17 protein-coding genes are annotated in these 22606 nt (G+C 58.1%); 5 read left to right on the top strand and 12 right to left on the bottom strand.

Translation table 11 applies throughout. From position 1 onward, the window contains the following. Positions 1 to 16: 16 nt before the first annotated feature. Entirely contained in the window at positions 17 to 1144 is a 1128-nt protein-coding gene (gene tgt, locus ACMGG5_RS10590; RefSeq protein ID WP_420277829.1) for a tRNA guanosine(34) transglycosylase Tgt, read from the bottom strand. Between the two features lie 53 nt (positions 1145 to 1197). After that, a complete protein-coding gene (gene queA, locus ACMGG5_RS10585) occupies positions 1198 to 2268 on the bottom strand; it encodes a tRNA preQ1(34) S-adenosylmethionine ribosyltransferase-isomerase QueA (protein WP_032646148.1) in 1071 nt (356 codons plus the stop codon). Positions 2269 to 2360: 92 nt separating this feature from the next. Here queA and acpH point away from each other — a divergent pair, with 92 nt between their 5' ends. Further along, complete coding sequence (gene acpH / locus ACMGG5_RS10580; protein ID WP_024906800.1) at positions 2361 to 2942, top strand: ACP phosphodiesterase; 582 nt, start codon at positions 2361 to 2363, stop codon at positions 2940 to 2942. A 127-nt stretch (positions 2943 to 3069) separates the two neighbouring features. After that, a complete protein-coding gene (locus tag ACMGG5_RS10575; RefSeq protein ID WP_008503347.1) occupies positions 3070 to 3672 on the top strand; it encodes a peroxiredoxin in 603 nt (200 codons plus the stop codon). A gap of 43 nt (positions 3673 to 3715) precedes the next feature. Here ACMGG5_RS10575 and ACMGG5_RS10570 read toward each other — a convergent pair whose 3' ends face one another. The 7 genes from ACMGG5_RS10570 to phoB all read right to left on the bottom strand — a co-directional run bounded on the left by ACMGG5_RS10570 (position 3716) and on the right by phoB (position 14966). Further along, positions 3716 to 5101 (bottom strand): DUF3999 domain-containing protein, encoded by a 1386-nt coding sequence (locus tag ACMGG5_RS10570; protein ID WP_420277828.1) that lies wholly within the window; start codon positions 5099 to 5101, stop codon positions 3716 to 3718. Then, positions 5098 to 7707, bottom strand: a complete 2610-nt coding sequence (locus tag ACMGG5_RS10565) for a DUF2339 domain-containing protein (protein ID WP_420277827.1) — start codon at positions 7705 to 7707, stop codon at positions 5098 to 5100. Before ACMGG5_RS10565 ends, ACMGG5_RS10570 begins: the two co-directional genes overlap by 4 nt. 88 nt (positions 7708 to 7795) lie before the next feature. Continuing rightward, positions 7796 to 9613: a maltodextrin glucosidase gene (gene malZ / locus ACMGG5_RS10560; RefSeq protein ID WP_420277826.1), complete on the bottom strand. Its 1818-nt coding sequence runs from the start codon at positions 9611 to 9613 to the stop codon at positions 7796 to 7798. A 162-nt stretch (positions 9614 to 9775) separates the two neighbouring features. Beyond that, positions 9776 to 11149 (bottom strand): proline-specific permease ProY, encoded by a 1374-nt coding sequence (gene proY / locus ACMGG5_RS10555; RefSeq protein WP_048225862.1) that lies wholly within the window; start codon positions 11147 to 11149, stop codon positions 9776 to 9778. Positions 11150 to 11230: 81 nt separating this feature from the next. Beyond that, positions 11231 to 12550: a branched-chain amino acid transporter carrier protein BrnQ gene (gene brnQ, locus ACMGG5_RS10550; RefSeq protein ID WP_024906795.1), complete on the bottom strand. Its 1320-nt coding sequence runs from the start codon at positions 12548 to 12550 to the stop codon at positions 11231 to 11233. A gap of 409 nt (positions 12551 to 12959) precedes the next feature. Then, a complete protein-coding gene (gene phoR / locus ACMGG5_RS10545) occupies positions 12960 to 14255 on the bottom strand; it encodes a phosphate regulon sensor histidine kinase PhoR (RefSeq protein ID WP_023310544.1) in 1296 nt (431 codons plus the stop codon). A gap of 21 nt (positions 14256 to 14276) precedes the next feature. Further along, positions 14277 to 14966, bottom strand: a complete 690-nt coding sequence (gene phoB, locus ACMGG5_RS10540; protein ID WP_008503265.1) for a phosphate response regulator transcription factor PhoB — start codon at positions 14964 to 14966, stop codon at positions 14277 to 14279. A gap of 187 nt (positions 14967 to 15153) precedes the next feature. Here phoB and sbcD point away from each other — a divergent pair, with 187 nt between their 5' ends. Both sbcD and sbcC read left to right on the top strand, forming a co-directional pair. Then, positions 15154 to 16359 (top strand): exonuclease subunit SbcD, encoded by a 1206-nt coding sequence (gene sbcD / locus ACMGG5_RS10535; RefSeq protein ID WP_420277825.1) that lies wholly within the window; start codon positions 15154 to 15156, stop codon positions 16357 to 16359. Then, positions 16356 to 19487 (top strand): exonuclease subunit SbcC, encoded by a 3132-nt coding sequence (gene sbcC / locus ACMGG5_RS10530; protein ID WP_420277824.1) that lies wholly within the window; start codon positions 16356 to 16358, stop codon positions 19485 to 19487. Before sbcD ends, sbcC begins: the two co-directional genes overlap by 4 nt. Before the next feature lie 66 nt (positions 19488 to 19553). On the opposite strand, the gene mak is transcribed toward sbcC, so the two are convergent. Further along, positions 19554 to 20459, bottom strand: coding sequence for a fructokinase (gene mak / locus ACMGG5_RS10525; protein WP_061715887.1), 906 nt, complete (start codon positions 20457 to 20459; stop codon positions 19554 to 19556). A 123-nt stretch (positions 20460 to 20582) separates the two neighbouring features. On the opposite strand from mak, the gene rdgC reads away from it, so the two are divergent. Next, the gene (gene rdgC / locus ACMGG5_RS10520) at positions 20583 to 21497 is read left to right on the top strand and encodes a recombination-associated protein RdgC (RefSeq protein WP_023310540.1); all 915 of its coding nucleotides are present in this window, start codon (positions 20583 to 20585) and stop codon (positions 21495 to 21497) included. A 48-nt stretch (positions 21498 to 21545) separates the two neighbouring features. On the opposite strand, the gene ppnP is transcribed toward rdgC, so the two are convergent. After that, complete coding sequence (gene ppnP, locus ACMGG5_RS10515) at positions 21546 to 21833, bottom strand: pyrimidine/purine nucleoside phosphorylase (RefSeq protein WP_008503270.1); 288 nt, start codon at positions 21831 to 21833, stop codon at positions 21546 to 21548. A 71-nt stretch (positions 21834 to 21904) separates the two neighbouring features. Further along, positions 21905 to 22582 carry an AroM family protein gene (locus ACMGG5_RS10510; protein ID WP_024906791.1) on the bottom strand — a complete coding sequence of 226 codons (678 nt, stop codon included), beginning with the start codon at positions 22580 to 22582 and terminating at the stop codon, positions 21905 to 21907. Positions 22583 to 22606: the final 24 nt, after the last annotated feature.

The raw sequence follows: 22606 nt of genomic DNA, 5'->3' as shown, positions 1-22606 counted from the left end.
TCCCTCATTATTAAAATTAATCAACGTTCAACGGTGGAACATCCCGCCCCTGACGTTGGTAGAAATCGGTCACGAAGCTCTCTAATTTACCCTCTTCGATAGCCTTACGTAAACCAGCCATTAAGCGCTGATAATAACGAAGATTATGAATGGTATTGAGACGCGCGCCCAAAATCTCGTTACAACGATCGAGATGATGCAGATACGCGCGAGAATAATTGCGACAGGTATAGCAATCGCACTCGGAATCGAGCGGGCTGGTGTCACTCTTATGCTTCGCGTTACGGATTTTCACCACGCCATCGGTAACGAACAAGTGGCCGTTACGCGCGTTGCGGGTTGGCATGACGCAGTCAAACATATCAATGCCGCGGCGTACGCCTTCAACCAGATCTTCTGGTTTACCCACGCCCATCAGGTATCGTGGTTTATCCGCCGGGATTTGCGGGCAGACATGTTCCAGAATACGGTGCATGTCTTCCTTCGGCTCACCCACAGCCAAACCGCCGACAGCGTAGCCATCAAAACCTATCTCTACCAGACCTTTAACAGAGATATCGCGTAAATCTTCGTAAACGCTGCCCTGGATAATGCCGAACAGCGCATTTTTGTTCTGCAGAGAGTCAAAACGGTCACGGCTACGCTTCGCCCAGCGCAGGGACATCTCCATAGAGCGTTTTGCGTAGTCCCAGTCCGCCGGGAACGGAGTACATTCGTCGAAGATCATCACAATGTCAGAGCCGAGATCGTACTGAATCTCCATCGACTTTTCGGGATCGAGGAAAATCGGATCGCCGTTGATCGGGTTACGGAAGTGTACGCCCTGCTCGGTGATCTTGCGGATATCGCCCAGGCTGAAGACCTGGAAGCCACCGGAATCGGTCAGGATGGGGCCTTTCCACTGCATGAAATCGTGCAGATCGCCGTGGAGTTTCATGATCTCCTGACCCGGACGCAGCCACAGGTGGAAGGTGTTGCCGAGGATAATCTGTGCGCCAGTGGCTTCTACTTCTTCCGGCGTCATCCCTTTGACGGTGCCGTACGTGCCCACAGGCATAAACGCGGGGGTTTCCACCACGCCGCGATCAAACACCAGGCGACCGCGACGCGCGCGACCGTCGGTGGTATCGAGTTCAAATTTCATTTTTTCTCCGACGTCAGAAAAACAGTCCAACGTTGTAAAACGGTGCCGCGGACTTATTCCCCGACACGCTCATTCAAAGCCAGCGGATTGTACGTGATAAACATCGCGTCCCCGTAGCTAAAAAAGCGATATTTTTGTTCTACCGCAGACTTGTAGGCATTCATCGTATGCTGATAGCCCGCGAACGCGGAGACCAGCATAATCAGCGTCGATTCAGGCAGATGGAAGTTGGTTACCAGCGCGTCAATCACTTTGTACTGATAGCCCGGGTAGATAAAGATCTGCGTATCGCCAAAGAACGGCTCGATAAGATCGTTTTTCGCCGCCTGCGCAGCGCTCTCCAGCGAGCGCACAGACGTCGTCCCGACCGCCACGACGCGGCTACCGCGCGCTTTCGCCGCCAGCACCGCGTCCACTACGTCCTGAGGCACTTCAGCATACTCAGAGTGCATGATGTGGTCTTCAATGCTGTCCACGCGCACCGGCTGGAAGGTCCCCGCGCCGACGTGCAGCGTCACGAACGCCATCTCCACGCCCTTCGCACGCAGTTTCTCGAGAAGCGGCTCATCAAAATGCAGGCCTGCGGTCGGCGCAGCGACGGCACCCGGTTTCTGGCTGTAGACGGTCTGGTACAGCTCGCGATCGGCCTCTTCGTCCGGACGCTCAATATATGGCGGCAGCGGCATGTGGCCGATGGCGTTCAGGATATCGAGCACCGTGCGCTCGTCGTCAAACGCCACCTCGAACAGCGCGTCGTGGCGCGCGGTCATGGTCGCCTTGATGCTCTCATCATCGCCCAGCAGCAGCTCCGCGCCCGGCTTCGGCGCCTTAGAAGCGCGAATATGTGCCAGAATACGTTTATCATCGAGCATACGTTCGACCAGCACTTCAATCTTACCGCCGCTGGCTTTACGGCCAAACAGGCGCGCCGGGATCACGCGGGTATTGTTAAAGACCAGCAGATCGCCAGGGTTGAGCTTGTCGAGCAAATCGGTGAAAGTACCGTGCGTCAGCTCGCCCGTTGGCCCATCCAGTGACAGTAAGCGACAGCTGCTGCGCTCAGGCATGGGATAGTGAGCAATCAGGGATTCAGGTAGTTCAAAGGAGAAATCGGCGACGCGCATGACGTATACTCGTGACTTAAAAACAGGCGGCATAGTCTAGTGCTCACACCCTTTTGCTGCAACAACTAGCCGCCCCCGGACAAATAAAACGCATGAATTTTCTCGCTCACCTGCATCTCGCGCACCTTGCTGACAGCTCCCTCTCGGGCAATTTGCTGGCCGATTTCGTACGCGGTAATCCCGCAGAAGACTACTCCCCTGAGGTTGTCGACGGGATTTTTATGCACCGCCGCATCGACGTGCTGACGGATAAGCTGCCGGAAGTGACGGAAGCCAAAGCCTGGTTCCGCCCGGAAACGCGCCGCGTTGCCCCGATCACGCTCGACGTGATGTGGGATCACTTCCTGTCGCGCCACTGGGAACAGCTGTCACCGGAGATGCCGCTGCCGGCGTTTGTGCGCTATGCCCACCAGCAGGTGTCGATTATTCTGCCCGACTCGCCGCCGCGCTTTGTGAATCTGAATAACTACCTGTGGTCGGAACGCTGGCTGGAGCGCTATCGCGAGATGGACTTCATCCAGAACGTGTTGAATGGGATGGCGAGCCGTCGCCCGCGCCTGGATGCGCTGCGCGACTCCTGGTATGACCTGGATGAACATTACGATGCGCTGGAGACCCGATTCTGGCAGTTTTACCCGCGCATGATGGCGCAGGCGAAAAACAAACAACTTTAATGGAGATTGGATTGATAGGTAAAAGCTGGCGGAACGATTGTCACCACCTCTTTGTCTTATCCATGAACACTCTCTATACTGGCTCGCGTTGCGTTCCAAATAACCTTAGTATCTACAGGAGAATCATATGGTTCTGGTAACTCGTCCGGCTCCGGATTTTACAGCTGCAGCAGTTCTGGGCAACGGTGAAATCGTTGAAAACTTCAACTTCAAACAGCACACCAACGGTAAAGCGACCGTTCTGTTCTTCTGGCCAATGGACTTCACTTTCGTTTGCCCGTCTGAGCTGATCGCTTTCGACAAACGTTATGAAGAATTCCAGAAGCGTGGCGTGGAAGTTGTTGGCGTCTCCTTCGACTCTGAATTTGTACACAACGCATGGCGTAACACCCCTGTCGACAAAGGCGGCATCGGTGCGGTGAAATACGCAATGGTTGCGGACATCAAACGCGAAATCCAGCAGGCTTACGGTATCGAACATCCGGACGCTGGCGTTGCGCTGCGCGGTTCCTTCCTGATCGACGCGAACGGCATCGTTCGTCACCAGGTTGTGAACGATCTGCCGCTGGGTCGTAACATCGACGAAATGCTGCGCATGGTTGACGCGCTGCAGTTCCACGAAGAGCACGGCGAAGTGTGCCCGGCTCAGTGGGAAAAAGGTAAAGAAGGTATGGCTGCTTCCCCAGACGGCGTGGCTAAATACCTGTCTGAGAACGTATCCAGCCTGTAATCGGCACGGTTTACGAGAAAGGCCCGCTTATGCGGGCCTTTTTTTATGCCTTACGCTGCGTTTCACGCCAGATGCGCCAGGCCATTCCCGCCAGCAGAAGCACGCCCGCAATCAGCACGCCCCACACCAGCAGGGCGTTCATCCAGCTCGCCCGATCGACCGCAGAGGTGGCGGTCAGACGCCCCTCGCCGCCTAACGCAACGTCATCCACAATGTCGGCCTGCGGCAGGTTCGCCATAGCATAGGTCTTGCGCAGGTCGGCTGGGATCAGCATGCCGGGCTCCACGCTGGCAGGCTTTGCGGCACCGTTGCCCCAGGCGAGCACACACGGCGCTTTCCCCTGGGCGTTAAACACCAGATCGTAGCGGTCGCGATGTCCCGTGACGCTCGGCAGGTATTCTGGCAGACGCGCATTCAGCGTCGTGATTTTCACTGCCTGCACCAGGCCCCCGTTAAGCGAAACCGGTGGCGACGTTTTTCCCTCAAGACGGTAAAGGACCTCTTTTTTCAGGGGGTGCCATGCGTCTTTTTCCGTACTCCGCCACGCTATCTCCACGGGAAGGACGCCATCGCCATTCAGTGAGATGCTGACAGCACTCAGCGGCTGCGGGCGCGCCCAGCGCCACTGCGCTTCGCTTGTCGATAGCTGCTCCCCTTCCCCCTCAAGCTCGACCGCTTCCGGGATCGCCTGGGCAGGTGCGATGATTGCGTTAACGCCGGTCAAGGTTATCCCCTGGCTCTGCGCGTTCAGCACCACCATGAGATAGCGATTCGCATCGGGAGATAAAACCGTATCGGTATCGATCCGATCGAGCTTAAGACGATCCTGGCCGCTGACGGCGTCAAGCAATGGCATATCCTCGCGCAGGGTATACCAGCGCTTAAGATCCTCGCTGTAATAGACCGACGCCGTTCCCTGCCACGGCGTCTGAGGAGAATTCCAGAGCAGCTGCAGCTGGGATATGGCCATCTCCCCCGTAGCCTGCTCCGGCAGGGTCAGCAGATAATGTTGCCCGGCTGCGGCGGCTTTTTGCCCCTCCAGCACAATCTCAACGCCGTTTCCGGAGCGGAGCAGGATCTTATCGCTATCACCGGATCCTTGCGAAGCCGCAAGCGGCGAGGCATCCAGCGGGAAGAGGCGCAGCGCCGTGGATTGCACTGACGCCTGCGGACGCGTCGCGCTGACCAGGCTGAAGGGAACCGGCTCGCCCGACTGGTTAAAGACGCGGACATCATGCAGATCTGGCGACGTGCTTTGCTCATAGACGGCGAGCGGCAGCATCACCCGATACCACTGGGAAGGAACAGACGTATCGAGTGAAAGACCAAAAGCATAGTCCCGGGGCGATTCCGTTTGTCCCTCGTCGCAGAACGCCGGGCCGGAAAGCGCCAGCAGCGCGGTACACGCTACCGCTTTCATCCATTTCATTTTTCATCTCCTGTTTTGGGCGGTAGCGGTGAGAAATACCCCACAATCAGAACCAGTATCGCCACGCCGATAAACGCTATCGCGCGCGACAAACCGCCTCCGCCCGCGCTGTCCACCAGCATCAGTTTAACCATTACCACACCCAGCAGCGCGGCACCGCAGAGCCACTCCTGCCGGGAAGCCCGACGGGTGGCATGGATCATGACCACCAGCGCGCTCAGCATCCAGAACAGGGCAAAGCTGGTCTGGATAAGCCGCGAATCCCACAGCGATGCCATATTCCAGGCCACGTCGCCGTACCAGGCCAGGGCGCGCATCAGCGCACCGTTAAGCCACCAGAAGCCAAACGCCATGAGCGCGACGGCAGGCCACGGGCGCGCTTGCGCAAGCCACGCCGGGTAGTAGCGATCCACCGCCCGATAAAAGACGACCAGCCCCAGCAACGCGAACGCCGCGCCTTCCTCAAGCGGGTTCACCAGCGGCAGCCAGGTCTGACGATAGACCACGCCGTCCTGGAAATTGGTCACCACCAGCAATACCAGCAGCGCCACGACTACAGGAATCGGTGCCAGGCAGGCGTAGAGCGCAGGCCACTCCCGGAATGGCCACACGCGACGCCGTACCGCAGCAGAGAGCGCCATAATCACCCCGCCGCCTGCGGCCATCGCTAAACCGCTACCCCAGGCCGCCATGCCCCAGGGCAGAGACCGGGCAAACCAGTAAAGCTCGGCGGCCAGCGCCAGTAAAATCATCCAGAAGAGTGACAAATGCAGCCCCATCGCGATGCGTGGCAGGAGTCTTTCACCGTCGCGCCGCAGCAGCATTAGCGAGGCAGGAAGCGCAACGCACCAGGCCAGGTTTGACCAGCCGGCGGAGACGATCTGCTGGTGCCAGAGCTGATAACCCACCATCAGCAGCATAACCGGCCAGAGCAGCCATTTGCTGGCGTCCAGCTCTCGCCACGCCAGACGAGCGGCCACCTGCCGCCAGCCCCAGACCGACGCCGCCGTCAGCGCCAGCACGCCCGCCAGAATCGGTAATTCCTGCGTCAGCGCCAGCCGCGATGCGCCCAATAGCGCCACGAGCCAGAACAGCAGCCCGCCTGCCAGCAGCGCCCAGCTGACCGGCATAAAGAGAGTCCGCCACAGCCAGGCCGCAGCCAGCCAGCAAAGGCTGAGGATGGCGAAGATAAGGAGCAGACTCAGCGACGTAACGCCGTTCGTTTGTGCCCACAGCGCGCTGCCGAGCGCCAGCACCAGCAGCGCCGTCCCGCTATAGCTCATGCGACGCTGGTGCTGCTGCACGCCCAGCCAGAGGATACCCAGCCCTTCCAGCGCCCAGGCCATCGCCGTCCAGCGCGCTGACAGCGCCAGCGGAATGGCGAGCGTCGCGAACCCGCCGCCGATGGCCAGCGCCGCCATGACCAGCGGTCGTCCGACGGAGGGATAGCGCCGCAGCGCAAGGAACGCGAGGGTAAGATAAAATGCGCCGTATCCCAGCGCACTCAGGGCCGGACCATATTCCCAGTGCCGGGTCATGCCGTACTGCATCCCAAAACCGATTAGCGGCGGGGCAAACAGCAGCACGCCGTCAATAATCTGCTTCCCTTTCTCCTGCGCCCGCAGCGACAGCGCCACGCTCAGGACGCCGAATATCAGCGTATTGGCAATCAGGAACAGCTGGCAGATCCAATAGTCTTCAGGCTGGTAGTCACTCAGCCCCCACAGGCCGCCGACGCCGAACGTGAACAGCAGCCCAAGCAGGTTCAGCTCGCGCCAGTGCTGCCAGATGCTGATCGCGAGAATACCGATAGACAGCAGGAGATAGAAAGAGAACAGCGCGACAAAGCTGCCGCCCCCGGTAGACAAGAGGAGCGGCGCAAGATAGCCGCCGAGGCTCGCCAGCATGGCAAGGCTCAGCGCCTTCTGCAGCACCGCCAGCCCGACGCTCGCCGCGCAAATCACCACCAGCAGCGCAAAGGCCAGCGTCATCGGCAACATTTGCCAGAGCCGGAAGGCGCCAAACACCGTCAGGTAGAGCACGCCGGTCGCCCCGCCCTGGAGGATCAGCGCATAGACGCGCTGCCTGTGCCGCAGCCGCCACCCAACCGCCAGCAGAACGATGGCAAACAGCGCCGTTGCCACGAGGCGCAGCTCAAGCGGGAACAGGGAATGTTCCACGGTATAGCGCAGCAGGAATGAAAGACCAAGGAAAAGCAGCAGGATCCCAAGCTTCGCCAGCGGATTACCCTGCATAAACCAGCGTACCAGCGACGTCAGGATGCCGCCAAAGGCAGAAGGCTGTTTTGCCGCAGGCGCCGGGGCCGGTTCTGCCACGGCAGCGGGAGTATCGGGGCGCCAGGGGTCGACAGGCGCGGGAGCGTCCTCAACCACCGGCGCGGTCACAGGCGACGGCGCCGTGGTCTGCACCGGCTCCGGCGCGTCCTCAGGCACGCCGCGCTGCTCAAGCGCCTCAATGCGCTGGCGCAGCCGGGCAATCTCCTGTCGCGCCGCCGTACTTCGATTAAAGCCTATAACCGCAAGCACGGGTGCCACCACCAGCGCAAATACCAGGAACAAACAGCCAAGGATGTAAAGCTCGTCCATGTTTCCACCTTCACCGTAAACGATCCGTTAAGATTGACACAAATAGTTGCATTTGCGCCATCTTAAAAGGTGGAAACATTAGCAGGTCTTAGCTGCCGAACCAGATCGTCGCGGATACCGCAGGCAGTGCCAGCACGCCGTCCTGTATTGTTGCCTTGCCCTCTTTATTCTTCCACGTCGCTACCTTCAGCAGCGGTGAATCATCCAGCACCACTTCGCAGGCCTCTCCCCGGTTAATCGCCACCAGCACGCGCTGCTGGTTATAGACGCGAGCAAATACCACCACGTTATCGTGGGCGTACACCACCTGACAGCCGCCGTAGCGCAGGGCGAGACTCTGCTTACGCAGCTTTGCCAGCCGCTGATACAGGCTGAACAGCACCTTGTCCTGTTTCGCTGGCTCCCACGGGAAAGTTTTGCGGCAGAACGGATCGTTGTTGCCGTCCAGCCCCACCTCGTCTCCGTAGTAGATGCACGGTACGCCCGGCCAGGTGAAGAGCCAGGTCACCGCCAGCGGCAGACGCGCGACATCCTTGCCCAGCAGGGATTTAAAGCGCGCGGTATCGTGGCTATCGAGCTGGTTAAACATCCGCAGCTGCTGCTGATGCGACAGGCCGGCGCGGTAGTTCTCCATCCACGCCATGCAGGTTTCAGCGTCGATATGATTCGGATCGTAGGAGATATCGGTGTTAGCGAGGAATCCCCACAGCGGGAAGGTAAAGCCGCGATAGTTCATCGCCGCATCTTCCGCATCGTTCTGCAGCCACTGGCGCGCGTCGCCAAAGTGCTCGCCAAAGACGAACGCCTCCGGCTGGGCTACTTTTGCCGAGCGCGTAATCCCGGCGACGTGCTGAAGGTTATTCCGCGCCCCGCCCGCTTCGCCGAGCATATGCACCACGTCCAGGCGCCAGCCGTCCATATTCCACGGCGCCTTCAGCCAGTGACGCACGATGCTGTCTTCCCCGCCGTAAATCTCGTTCACAAGCGTTGGCGACTGGAAATCCAGCTTCGGGAGGCTCGGGTAGCCCAGCCAGTCCAGCGCACGGCCCTCCTCGTTAAAGCTGTACCAGTCGCGCTGCGGCGAATCCGGGTTATGACATGCCCCGCCCATCGACTGATTATGACGGTCAAACCAGGCGTGTGAATCTCCGCTGTGGTTGAACACGCCGTCAAGAATGAGGCGCATGCCTTCGTTTTGGGTGTTCTTACGCAGGCGCAGCAGCGCCTCGTCACCGCCAAACTGCGCGTCAACGTGGCGATAATCTTCGGTATCGTATTTGTGTACGCTCGGGGCCTTAAACACCGGGTTGAGATACAGCGCCGTCACGCCCAGTTTTTTCAGGTACGGCAGCTTTTCGCTGATACCGTCGAGATCGCCCCCGTAGAAGGTCGATCCGCCCGCCTGCGCGGTCAGCGGCTCATCCCACGCTTTCAGGATAATGTCATGACCCGCCGCATGGTGGTAGTAGACCTTATCCTGGTCGGCAGTGCGTTTTTCGCTGCGCGCAAAGCGGTCCGGGAAAATCTGGTAAAAGACCTGATCGTTAACCCACTGCGGGCCGTTATCCGGGTAATCGACTGCAAACTGCTCCAGCCGTGCGGGCGGGAAACGGCTAAACCCCTGCGGGGTAAACCACAGCTGACGGTTGTTCCACAAAAGCTTAAAGCTGTAGCGGCGGCGCGGCTGTCCGCTACGCAGGTCGATATTCGCCCGCCAGGCGGTGATCCCCGGCTGCGGCTGGCTGCGCAGCTTGTGCATTTTCAGCCCGGTCTCTTCGTTATCGATTTCGGCGCGGAGCGTCACGCGTTCAGGCTGATTTTCACCCGCCAGCCAGAGCGTAATCACAAGGTTGTCTTTGTTTTGCTTAACAAATGGGGCAACCGGAAGGTGCCAGGCGTTTAACATCACGAATCCCCTTTGATGAAATTGACGTCACCTTGCCACAGGGTGGTTAAGGATAGCTCATCACGATCGGGATTATTGGGGGAGGAGAAAGGAGGAGGAGGCATCAGTGCGGCCTGATGCCCTCCCCCCAACCCTCTCCCACAGGGAGAGGGAGAAAAAAGATTACTGCGCTTCTGCCAGCAGACGGTCGCGGCGGCATTTAAACACCCAGCCCACCAGCAGCAGGACGATCCACGCGCAGCCCACGTACAGGGAAATGCGGGTATCCGGATGGTAGCCAATCAGGCCAATGATAAACACCAGGAAGATCAGCCCGACGACGGTCGTCGCAACGCCGCCCGGTACTTTGAACTTCAGCGCTTTCGCCTCATCCGGCGACAGGCGACGGCGGAAGGCAATCTGCGACAGCAGGATCATGATCCACACCCACACCGTCGCGAAGGTCGCCAGCGATGCAATCACCAGGAAGACGTTCTCCGGCATGATGTAGTTCAGGTAAACCGAGAACAGCAGCGCCACGGTCATCACCACAACGGTCACCCACGGCGTGCCGCGGCGTGAGGTTTTGGCGAACACCTTCGGCGCACTGCCCTGCTCCGCCATGCCGTGCAGCATACGGCCCACGCCAAAGACGTCACTGTTGATCGCGGAGAGCGACGCGGTCAGCACCACAAAGTTCAGAATGCTGGCGGCAAACGCAATCCCCATGTGCTGGAAGGTCAGAACAAACGGGCTACCATTGGTGCCCACCTGGTTCCACGGGTAGATGGACATGATCACGAACAGCGTACCTACATAGAACACCAGAATACGCATCGGCACCGAGTTGATGGCGCGCGGAATAGACTTCTCCGGGTCTTTCGCTTCCCCGGCGGTAATACCGATAATCTCGATACCGCCGTAGGCGAACATGACCATCTGGAGCGACATGACCATGCCGAGCCAGCCGTTGCTGAAGAAGCCGCCGTTGCTCCAAAGGTTATGGATGCCGGTCGGCTGCCCGCCGTTGCCGATTCCCCAGATGATGATGCCAAAACCGGCCACAATCATGATGATGATGGTGGCGACCTTGAAGAAGGAGAACCAGAACTCCAGCTCGCCGAACACCTTCACGCTCATCAGGTTGACGGCGCAAATGATCAGCACCACGCTCAGCACCCATATCCAGTGCGGCACCGCCGGGAACCAGACGCCCATATAGATGCCAAACGCCGTCACGTCGGCAATCGCCACGATCAGGATTTCAAAGCAGTAGGTCCAGCCGGTGATAAACCCGGCCAGCGGGCCGAGGTTTTCCTGCGCGTAGCGGGAGAATGAGCTGGCAGACGGGTTGTGAACCGACATTTCGCCGAGGGCGCGCATGATGATATACGCCGCCACGCCGCCGATGATGTACGCCAGCAGCACGCTGGGACCGGCCATTTTGATGGCATCTGCCGAGCCATAAAAAAGACCGGTGCCGATAGCAGAGCCCAGCGCCATAAAGCGGATGTGGCGCGTGCTCAATCCACGTTTAAGTTTGTTAGTGCTTTCCATTTAAATCTTGCCATTCAACACGAAAAAAACAAAAAACCACGGGGCCTTAAGCCCCGTGGTTAAACAGTTTGTTGCCGTTGATTAATGGGCGTTCGATGCGACCTGACGCCCTGCAGCACGGTCCCAGATAATGGCCAGAACCAGTGCAACAACGGTAGGCATCAACCAGGCCAGACCCTGCTCGGACAGCGGCAGACGCTGTGTCCATGCCGGCAGTATGTGCGCGAAAGCTGATGCTTTAATCCCGTCAAGGATACCAAAAATCAGGCTGATAAACATGGCTGGCGCAATAATTCGTGAAGAGTTGTTCCACCACGGGCGAGTAAAGCTCAACACCACCAGTACGATGCACGGCGGATAAATCGCCGTCAGCACCGGAATAGAGACCTGAATCAGGTGGCTCAGACCGAGGTTTGACACCGCCATAGAGAAGATGCCGAGGATAAACACCAGGGTGCGGTAAGAGAGCGGCAGATACTGTGCAAAGAACTCTGCGCAGGCGCAGGTCAGGCCAACCGCGGTGACCAGACAGGCCAGGAAGATGAGTGCCGCCAGCAGCATACTGCCCGCACCGCCGAAGGTGTGCTGAACGTAGGCGTGCAGGATAGCCGCACCGTTGGCGTTCTGATCGACCAGCATGGCGCTGTCGGAGCCCAGACGGAACAGCGCCAGATACAGCAGCGTCAGACCCACACCGGCCATCAGGCCAGCCCAGATGGTATAGCGGGTCAGCAGACGCGCTTCGGTCACACCGCGGGAACGCGCGGCGTTAACGATAACGATACCAAACACCATGGCGCCCAGCGTATCCATCGTCAGGTAGCCGTTCACAAAGCCGTTAGAGAACGCGGCGTTTTTATAGGCATCCATCGCATCGCTAATCGGGCCCGCTGGCCAGACGATGGCCGCTACCGCCAGAACAATCAGCGCCACAATTTTGAGCGGAGCCAGGAAGTTACCCACGGTATCCAGCAGTTTGCCCGGATAGAGGGAAACCAGAATCACGATCGCGAAATAGATCAGGCTGTAGATAAACAGCGGCATCGCGCCGTCACCGGTCAGAGGAGCAATCCCCACTTCAAAGGAAACGGTCGCCGTACGCGGGGTCGCAAACAGCGGGCCCACGGCCAGATAGCAGACGGTTGCCAGCAGAACGCCCGCCACTTTACCAATCGGGGTGCTAAGGCTATCCACACCGCCACCGACTTTCGCCAGCGCGACGACGGTGAGAACCGGCAGACCCACGGCAGTAATCAGGAAACCAAACGCGGCGGTCCAGACGTGTTCACCCGCCTGTAGGCCAACCATTGGAGGGAAAATGATGTTGCCTGCGCCAACGAACAGCGCAAATGTCATAAAGCCCAGCGCGATGATGTCACGCGATTTTAAGTGATGGGTCATAAAACCTTACTGCCTGTGGATGTGGTGTTGAAAACATTGAGATTTTCGATATCCCTGACGGGATGATACAGCCGAAAATTTGCTCAATTTCAGCGGGAAATGCTCCCGTCCTGGCGTGGAGAAGAATAGTTTTTCGATTTACCACGCAAATACAGTCGGTCTGACAGTATCTGGGGCGCAATTTAAACGCTTATAACGTTTAAAGGCAAGGTGGGATCGCAAAACCAGAACAATATGCCAGCATGAAAATACACGTTAGAATAATACGCTGTTTATAAGAAAAACCCATGGCTAATCATGCGAACAAAAAACAGACAGCCGTATAAAATTCATCCGCGTTTCGCTTGACTGCAAAGCAAACGGGCCAGCGATGGCTGACCCGTGGAAAGGTAAAATGACACGCCTGCCGTCAGGCGATCTTTTTGGCAATTAATCGTTCCGGAATAACGAAACTGAAACGGGTTCCTTTACCCAGCGTACTTTGAATATCGAGACGGCTTTCATGGTGATTCACCGCGTGTTTCACAATTGCCAGCCCCAGGCCGCTTCCGCCCGTCTGCCGGGATCGCGCTTTATCCACACGGTAAAAGCGCTCGGTCAGACGCGGAATATGCTCCGGCGCGATCCCCGGCCCATTGTCTTCCACGCTAAACTCCGCCCCCGTTGGGGCATGGTGCCAGCGCACCACGATATTTGTCCCCTCAGGCGTATGATTCACCGCGTTATACACCAGGTTGGAAATGGCGCTACGCAGTTCATCTTCGCTGCCCAGCACCTTCAGCGTATTGTCGACCTCAAAGGTCAGGTGATGCTTTTTGTGGCTTAACGTCTGCGCTTCACGCTCCACGACCCGCAGCATCATCGGGACATCAATGGTGTCATTTAGTGCCAGCGTTGGCGCCGCTTCAATCTTCGAGAGCGTCAGCAGCTGCTTCACCAGCCCTTCCATCCGGTGCGTTTGCTCGCGCATGGTGTGCAGCGCTTTTTCACGCGGCGCGCCTTCCAGCGTTTGCTCCTGCATCATCTCCAGGTAGCCCTGTAGCACGGTCAACGGGGTTCGCAGTTCGTGACTGACGTTGGCGAAGAAGTTGCGACGCGCCCCTTCCAGCTGGTGCATTTGGGTAACATCGCGCGCCACCATCAGCCACTGCTTATCGCTGTAGGGCATCACGCGGATCTCCAGATGGCGACCATTATTGAGCTTCAGATTGTGCGGACGGGTAAAATCACGCTTTTTCAGGTACAGCGTAAACTCGGGATAGCGCAGAAGGTTGAGGATATTTTGACCATTGTCATCCGGCCAGCGCAGGCCCAGCAGCTGCTGCGCCAGGCCGTTACACCAGAAGATCGTCCCTTCTTCGGTCGTCAGAATCACGGCATCCGGCAGCGACTCTGCACCGCTGCGGAAACGCTTAATCAGGCTTCCCAGCTCGCGGCGACGCTTTTTATTACGCATCTGCATCTGATGCAGACCGTACAGCAGCGGCTCCCAGCTGCCGCTTCCCGGCGGCGGCGTCATACTTCGGTCAACCCACAGCCACCAGGAGAGGCGCAGCAGGTTCCAGAAATGCCAGATCAGCAGCCCGGTGACCGACGCCAGCAGAAACCACGGCAGGTGTCCAAGAAAGGCCCCCAGAAGGAAGGCCGGAATACAGCATAAGATCAGTTCAAAGACGAGCCTTTTCCATGACAGACGTTCCAGCACGCGTCACACTCCTGTCATTGTTCAGAAACGGGTAGAAAAACGATAACCCGTGCCGCGGACCGTCTGCACCATGCGATCGTGGCCGCTCAGTTCCAGTGCTTTTCGCAGGCGGCGAATATGTACGTCAACCGTCCGGTCTTCGACATACACGTTAGTTCCCCAGACGTTATTCAGCAACTGCTCGCGGCTGTACACGCGTTCCGGGTGAGTCATAAAGAAGTGCAGGAGTTTAAATTCGGTAGGCCCCATGTCGAGGGGATTTTCACCGGTCATCACGCGGTGTGAGGTGGGATCAAGGCTCAGCCCCTGCATCTCAATCACCTCTTCCACCGCCATCGGCGAAATACGGCGCATCACGGCTTTAATGCGGGCGACCAGCTCTTTGGGGGAGAACGGTTTGGTAATGTAATCGTCCGCGCCGGTCTCAAGACCGCGCACGCGATCCTCTTCTTCTCCGCGCGCCGTAAGCATCACAACCGGGATGTCGCGGGTCAGCGCTTCACGCTTCAGGTGTTTGATAAACTGCAGTCCGGAGCCGCCAGGCAACATCCAGTCCAGCAGAATCAGATCGGGCCAGGGTTCATTCAGCTGGTTCACTGCGCTGTCATAATCTTCCGCTTCAACCGGCTGGAAACCGTTTTGCTCGAGCACGAAGCACACCATTTCACGAATTGGAGCTTCATCTTCTACGACCAGAATACGTCTCGCCATACTTTGCCCTGTCTTATCTTATTTAAGTTACAAGTTTGTAATTCGGCGCCATTATGCGTCAGATTTATGACAGATTTATGAAAAACAGTACCACGATAACGGGCAAACCGTTGTTTTATTACAGCGGTTATTTTCCCTTCTCTGAACGTTTATAATCCTGCTTTCTCTTTTTTGCCACGGATCAGCTATGCGCATACTTCACACCTCGGACTGGCATCTGGGTCAAAATTTTTACAGCAAAAGCCGTGCGGCTGAACATGAAGCGTTCCTGAACTGGCTGCTGGAAACGGCCCGGACGCACGAGGTGGACGCGATTATTGTGGCGGGTGACATCTTTGATACCGGCTCGCCCCCCAGCTATGCGCGTGAACTGTATAACCGCTTCGTGGTGAATCTGCAGCAAACCGGCTGTCACCTGGTGATTGTCGCCGGCAACCATGATTCCGTCGCCACGCTCAATGAATCCCGCGATATCCTGGCATTTCTCAATACCACCGTGGTCGCCAGCGCCGGGCACGCCCCGCAGATCCTGAAAAAACGCGACGGCTCGCCGGGCGCTGTGCTGTGTCCGATACCGTTTTTACGTCCGCGGGACATCGTGCAAAGCCAGGCGGGGCTGTCGGGTGCAGAAAAGCAGCAACATCTCTTACAGGCCATCACCGACTATTACCACCAGCAGCACGCCGAAGCCTGTGCCCTGCGGGGTGACCAGCCTATTCCGGTGATTGCGACCGGGCATCTCACCACCGTCGGGGCCAGTAAAAGTGACGCCGTGCGTGACATCTATATCGGTACGCTGGATGCCTTTCCGGCGCAGAACTTCCCGCCAGCCGACTACATTGCGCTCGGACACATTCACCGCGCGCAGGTTATTGGCGGCAGCGAGCACATCCGCTACTGCGGCTCCCCTATTTCGCTCAGCTTTGACGAAACAGGGAAAGCCAAATCCGTGCATCTGGTGAGCTTCAGCGAGGGAAAACTCCGCGCCGTCGAGACGCTGGAAGTACCGGTCACCCAGCCGCTGGCGGTGCTGAAAGGCGATCTCGATGCCATCACCGCCCAGCTGGAACAGTGGCGCGGTGTCGAACAAGATCCCCCCGTCTGGCTGGATATCGAAATCACCACCGATGACTACCTGCACGATATGCAGCGCAAAATTCAGGCGCTGACTGAGGATTTGCCCGTCGAAGTCTTACTGGTCCGCCGCAGCCGCGAGCAGCGCGAGAAAATTCTGTTAAGCGCTCAACGTGAAACGCTCAGTGAACTGCGGGTTGAAGAGGTGTTTGAACGCAGGCTCTCGCAGGAAGAGATTGACGACGCGAAGCGCGCAAGACTCAGCGAACTGTTCAGCCGTACCCTGCATGCGCTCAATGATGAGGAAGAAAACGCATGAAAATTTTGAGCCTGCGCCTGAAAAATCTCAACTCACTCAAGGGCGAGTGGAAAATTGACTTTACCGAGGAGCCGTTTGCCAGCAACGGGCTGTTTGCCATCACCGGTGCGACCGGGGCAGGAAAAACTACCCTGCTCGACGCCATCTGTCTGGCGCTTTATCACGAAACGCCGCGACTGCAGAAGGTCTCTCAGGCGCAAAACGATCTGATGACCCGCGACACCGCCGAATGCCTGGCAGAAGTGGAGTTCGAGGTAAAAGGCACCGCCTATCGCGCCTTCTGGAGCCAGAACCGGGCGCGCAACCAGCCGGACGGGAACCTGCAGGCACCGCGCGTGGAGCTGGCGCGCTGTGAAGATGGCAAAATCCTGGCCGACAAAGTGTCGGATAAGCTGGAGCAAACCGCCGCGCTTACCGGGCTGGACTACGGGCGCTTTACCCGCTCGATGCTGCTCTCACAGGGGCAGTTTGCCGCCTTCCTTAATGCCAAACCGAGCGATCGTGCCGAGCTGCTGGAAGAGCTGACCGGCACCGAGATCTACGGCCAGATTTCCGCCATGGTGTTTGAAAAACATAAAGCCGCCCGCAGCGTGCTTGAAAAGTGCGAGGCGCAGGCGGCGGGCGTCGTGCTGTTGAGCGAAGAACAGCAGCAGCAGTTACAGCAAAGTTTGCAGGCACTTACTGACGAAGAGAAAACCCTGCTGGTTCAGCAGCAAAGCCAGCAGAAAGATTTTCAGTGGCTTACGCGTCATGATGAGCTCGTGCGCGAGCAACAGCGCGCCGCCGCGATGCAGCAGCAGGCGCAACAGGCGCTGACGAACGCTGCGCCAGAGCTGGCAAAGCTCCAGCTTGCTCTGCCCGCCACCCAGCTTCGACCGCTCTGGGAACATCAGCAGGAGCAAACCGCGCGTCTGGCACAGACACAGCAGCGAATTATCGAAGTAAATACCCGCTTACAAGCCAGAACCGCGCTGCGCTCACGTATCCGCAATACCGCCCTGCGTAACCACGAGCAGCTTCAGACCGAACTGACGGCGCTGGCGCAGTGGCTGGCGGAGCACGAGCGCTATCGGCTGCTGGGCCAGGAGATTGCCGGCTGGCGCGCCCAGTTCTCGCAGCTTAACCGCGATAAAACGCAGTTAGCCTCGCTTGCTGCGCGGATGAGTGAATTACGCAACAGGCTGGCTGAGATGCCGGAAAATGCGCTGACCCTGACGGCGGATGAGGTTAGCGCGGCCATGGAGCAGCAGTCCCGGTCACGCACGCTGCGCCAGCGGCTAACGTCGCTGCATGCCCGCTATCAGCCGCTGCAAAAGCGCCTGCGCCAGAGCGGTGAAAGCGTGCAGAAGGCCCAGGCCGAACAAAATAAACTCAATGAAACGCTGATGCTGCGCCGCCAGCAGTACAAAGAGAAACACCAGCACTATCTGGACCTGAAGGCCCTGTGCGAACGCGAAGCGACGATTAAAGACCTGGAAAGCTATCGTGCCCAGCTTGAGGCGGGTAAACCCTGTCCGCTGTGCGGTTCCAGCGAGCACCCCGCCGTTGAGCAATACCAGTCTCTTGAGCTGACGGATAACCAGCGCCGCCGTGATGCCCTGGAAAAAGAGGTCGCCGCCCTTAAAGAGGAAGGCCTGCTGGTGCTGGGACAGATTAATGCCCTGGCTCAGCAGATCCAGCGCGAGACAGACGAAGTTCAGACGCTCTCTCAGGAAGAGCAAGCACTCACTAAAGAGTGGATAGAGGCCTGTGCTTCCCTGAATATAGCGTTGAATATTCAGGACGATATCGCGCCATGGCTGAACGAACAGGAACAGTACGAGCGCCAGCTTTATCTGCTCAGCCAGCGTCTGACCCTGCAAAACCAGTTGAACGAGCAGGAAGCGCAGGAGCGACAGTATCAGCAGCAGCTGACGGCCGCGCGCCAGGCGCTGGAACACACCCTGCTCTCGCTATCACTCAACGTACCTGAAGACGGTAATGAAGCCGCCTGGCTGCACGCCCGCGAAGCGGAATTCTCGCAGTGGCAGGAGAAGCAAACGCAGCACGGCGTGCTTCAGGAACGCATAAACGCCCTGAAGCCGCTGCTCGACGCGCTTCCGGCAACGAAAAGCGCAGACGCCGAACCGGTTATTCCTGATAACTGGCGCGACATCCACGACGAGTGCGTGTCGCTACAGAGCCAGCTGACCGCGCAACAGCAGCAGGAGACGCTGGAGCAAGAGCGTCTGCAGCAGTCGCAGACGCAGTTCACCGCGGCGCTCTCGGCAAGCTGCTTTGCCGATCGGGACGCGTTCCTTGCCGCGCTGTTGGATGACGACGCTATTCGCCACCTCGAACAGCTGAAACAGTCGCTGGAAAGCCAGATACAGCAGGCCGCGGCCCTTTCCGGCCAGGCTAACCAGCAGCTGCAGGCTCATCTGGCGCTGCGGCCGGAAGGGCTCGACGCCGATGCACCTGCGCTGCAAAGCCAGCTGCAGCAGCTGGCGCAGCGGCTGCGCGAGAACACCACGCATCAGGGCGAGATCCGCCAGCAGCTTAAGCAGGACAGCGATAACCGTCAGCACCAGCTGGCGTTGATGCAGCAAATTGAAGAGGCCGCGCGCCAGGCGGACGACTGGGGGTACCTGAACGCGCTGATCGGCTCCAGCACCGGCGACAAGTTCCGTAAGTTCGCCCAGGGGCTGACGCTGGACAATCTTGTCTGGCTCGCAAACCAGCAGCTTAACCGTCTGCACGGGCGTTATCTGCTGCAGCGTAAGGCCAGCGACGCGCTGGAGCTGGAAGTGGTCGATACCTGGCAGGCGGATGCGGTTCGCGATACCCGTACGCTCTCGGGCGGCGAAAGCTTCCTGGTCAGCCTGGCGCTGGCGCTGGCCCTTTCCGATCTGGTGAGTCATAAGACGCGGATCGATTCCCTGTTCCTGGATGAAGGGTTCGGCACGCTCGACAGTGAAACGCTGGATACCGCGCTGGATGCGCTCGACGCGCTGAACGCCACCGGGAAAACCATCGGCGTGATCAGCCACGTTGAGGCGATGAAAGAGCGCATTCCGGTGCAGATTAAGGTGAAGAAGATCAACGGCCTGGGGTATAGCAGGCTGGATAAGGTGTTTGCGGTGGAATGAATGGGGTGATCGTGCGGTCTGATGCCCTCACCCTAACCCTCTCCCACAGGGAGAGGGAATAAACGTTTATTCTGGCCATAACCACGCCGCGCCGCGCACGCCGCTGGAGTCCCCGTGCAGCGCTTTGCGGATCGGGGTTTCGCATTCACCGCCGAAGACCCACTGTTTCACCAGGTTCGGCACCGTGGCGTAAAGCCGATCGACGTTGCTCATGCCGCCACCCAGCACTATCACGTCAGGATCGAGAATATTCACCACGTGAGCCAGCGATTTCGCCAGCCGCATTTCGTAGCGGCTAAGCGCCAGTTCGGCGACAGGATCCTGTTCTTCGACCAGACGCATGATTTCGTTGCCCTTGAGCGGCTGGCCGCTCAGACGGTGGTAGTCGGTCGCAAACCCGGTGCCGGAGATAAACGTCTCGATACAGCCCTGTTTTCCGCAGTAGCATGGGACTTCAGCGCGGTATTTAAGCTCGTCTTCATCCATCCACGGCAGCGGGTTGTGTCCCCACTCGCCCGCCGTGCCGTTGCCGCCGATATGGGCGCGCCCCCCGAACGCCACCCCCGCGCCGCAGCCAGTGCCGATAATAACGGCAAACACGGTCTGGGCACCCGCTGCCGCGCCGTCGATGGCCTCAGAGACCGCCAGGCAGTTGGCGTCGTTGGCCAGACGCACGTCCCGGTTCAGACGCGCGCTTAAATCTTTATCAAACGGCTGGCCGTTGAGCCAGGTGGAGTTAGCATTTTTAACCACGCCGGTATACGGCGAGATCGACCCCGGGATCCCCATCCCGACGCTGCCGGTTTGCCCAGTCGCCTGCTCTGCCATCTCAACCAGCCTGGCAATCGTCTCGATAGTCTGGTGATAATCATCGCGCGGCGTCGGCAGACGGTGGCGAAACAGCTGCTCCCCCTGCTCGCTCAGTGCGATAACTTCTGTTTTGGTGCCGCCCAAATCGATCCCAATACGCACAAGACTCTCCTCATTATTTTGATTATCAACAGAGTAGAAGCACGCTTCCCGATTAGCAATGCAAGCGATGCGACAATTCGTTATCATGCCCGCTGATTTAACGACAAGGCCGTGGAAATTATCATGCTGTGGTTCAAAAATTTGATGGTTTACCGTCTCAGCCGCGACGTTTCGCTGCGTGCAGAAGAGATGGAAAAACAGTTAGCCGCTTATACCTTTTCCCCTTGCGGTAGCCAGGATATGGCGAAAACCGGTTGGGTTCCGCCAATGGGTTCACAAAGCGATGCACTGACCCACGCCAGCAGCACGGGTCAAATCATCGTCTGCGCCCGTAAAGAAGAGAAAATCCTGCCGACGCCGGTGGTTAAGCAGGCGCTCGAAGCGAAAATTTTCAAGCTGGAAGCCGAACAGGGCCGCAAGCTGAAAAAGACCGAAAAAGATTCGCTGAAAGACGAAGTGCTGCACTCCCTGCTGCCGCGCGCCTTCAGCCGCTTCAGCCAGACCATGATGTGGATCGATACCGTTAACGGGCTGATCATGGTGGACTGCGCCAGCGCCAAGAAAGCAGAAGATACGCTGGCCCTGCTGCGCAAAAGCATCGGCTCGTTACCGGTCGTGCCGCTGGCGCTGGAAACGCCAATTGAGTTAACGCTGACCGAATGGGTACGCAGCGGTGCTGCGGCACAGGGTTTCCAGATCCTTGATGAAGCCGAGCTGAAAGCCCTGCTGGAAGACGGTGGCGTGATCCGCGCGAAGAAGCAGGATCTGGTGAGCGACGAGATCGCCGTACACATCGAAGCGGGTAAAGTGGTCACCAAACTGGCGCTCGACTGGCAGCAGCGTATTCAGTTCGTGATGTGCGACGACGGCTCCGTGAAGCGTCTGAAGTTCTGCGATGAGCTGCGCGATCAGAACGAAGATATCGACAGGGAAGATTACGCCCAGCGTTTTGACGCGGACTTCATCCTGATGACCGGCGAGCTGGCCGCGTTGATTCAGAATCTGGTGGAAGGTCTCGGCGGCGAAGCGCAGAGATAACGGGCAAAACGTAGGCCGGGTAAGCGTTAGCGCCACCCGGCTAATTTTTTATTTCAGGTAGCGGCACAGATAAGAGGTAGGCTCAGCCACCTGCAAATGAAATTCGCTGTGGCCAGGGACGTTGAAAACTTGTCCGGCAGCGTAAACTTTCCATTCCGTTTCACCCGGCAGCAGGACGTTCAGCGCGCCGCTGACCACCGTCATTTCTTCCGCTTCCGCGGTGCCAAAGGTGTATTCCCCTTCCGCCATTACGCCGACACTGGCGCGGCCAGTGCTGCTGCTGGTAAAACCAATGGATTTCACTTTACCGGAAAAGTATTCGTTACTCTGAAGCATGAACTGGCCCTTATATTTTTAGATAAAAATTCACTATAGGGGCCATGCTCATCACCTGTCACGCAAAATCATTACATGAGGAGTTCCGAGGCCAGGCGAGCCATCAGAACGTTGGATAACAGCACCGGCACATCCAGCGCTTTTTGCAGCAAATCACGATGATGCTGGTGGAACCCCAGGCAGTCCAGGATCAAGACATCTGCCCCTCTCTCCAGCAGCTCCTTCCCGGCAGCAATGAGTTTAGCGTCACTGTCCCAGAACGGATTTGCCAGCGCATACAAGGGCACTTTTTCCAGCACGTGCCATTTTGCCTCCTGGTTATCCATGAGCTCCTCAATGGGAACAATCACCCCCACCTGATGACCATCAACGATAGAGGCCACCAGCGGCGGAATGATGCGCATCGGTTCCAGCAAAATCGCATTACGCGCCGTGAGACCTTTAATGGGGGCAGTACTCATCAGCAAAATAACGTCATAACCTTGATTATCGAGCACTTCTATCACGCCCTGCAGCGAGCGCTCGATTTTCTGGCGTGAAACGTGCGCCAGTTTACCGTCACTTAATAACGTCGCCAGGGGATCCTCCCCCGCCTCGACAGCGTAGTCTTCCATGACCTCTTCCCGACTCATCTTCCCCAGCAGGCTGAGATGCGTTATCTGTTGTTCAGATACGTGCTCGGTTAAGAGCGGTAACACTTCGCTTACAGGGACCACACCAATGGTGAGGATCGCCAACGTTGCCTTCATTTTTATCGCCTTCCATTACTCCAA

This window comes from Enterobacter sp. BNK-34 (assembly GCF_048684445.1).
Classification (GTDB): Bacteria; Pseudomonadota; Gammaproteobacteria; order Enterobacterales; family Enterobacteriaceae; genus Enterobacter; species Enterobacter pseudoroggenkampii.
The sequence above is the reverse complement of the archived record's forward strand: the minus strand, read 5'-3'. Positions and strand labels throughout refer to the sequence as shown.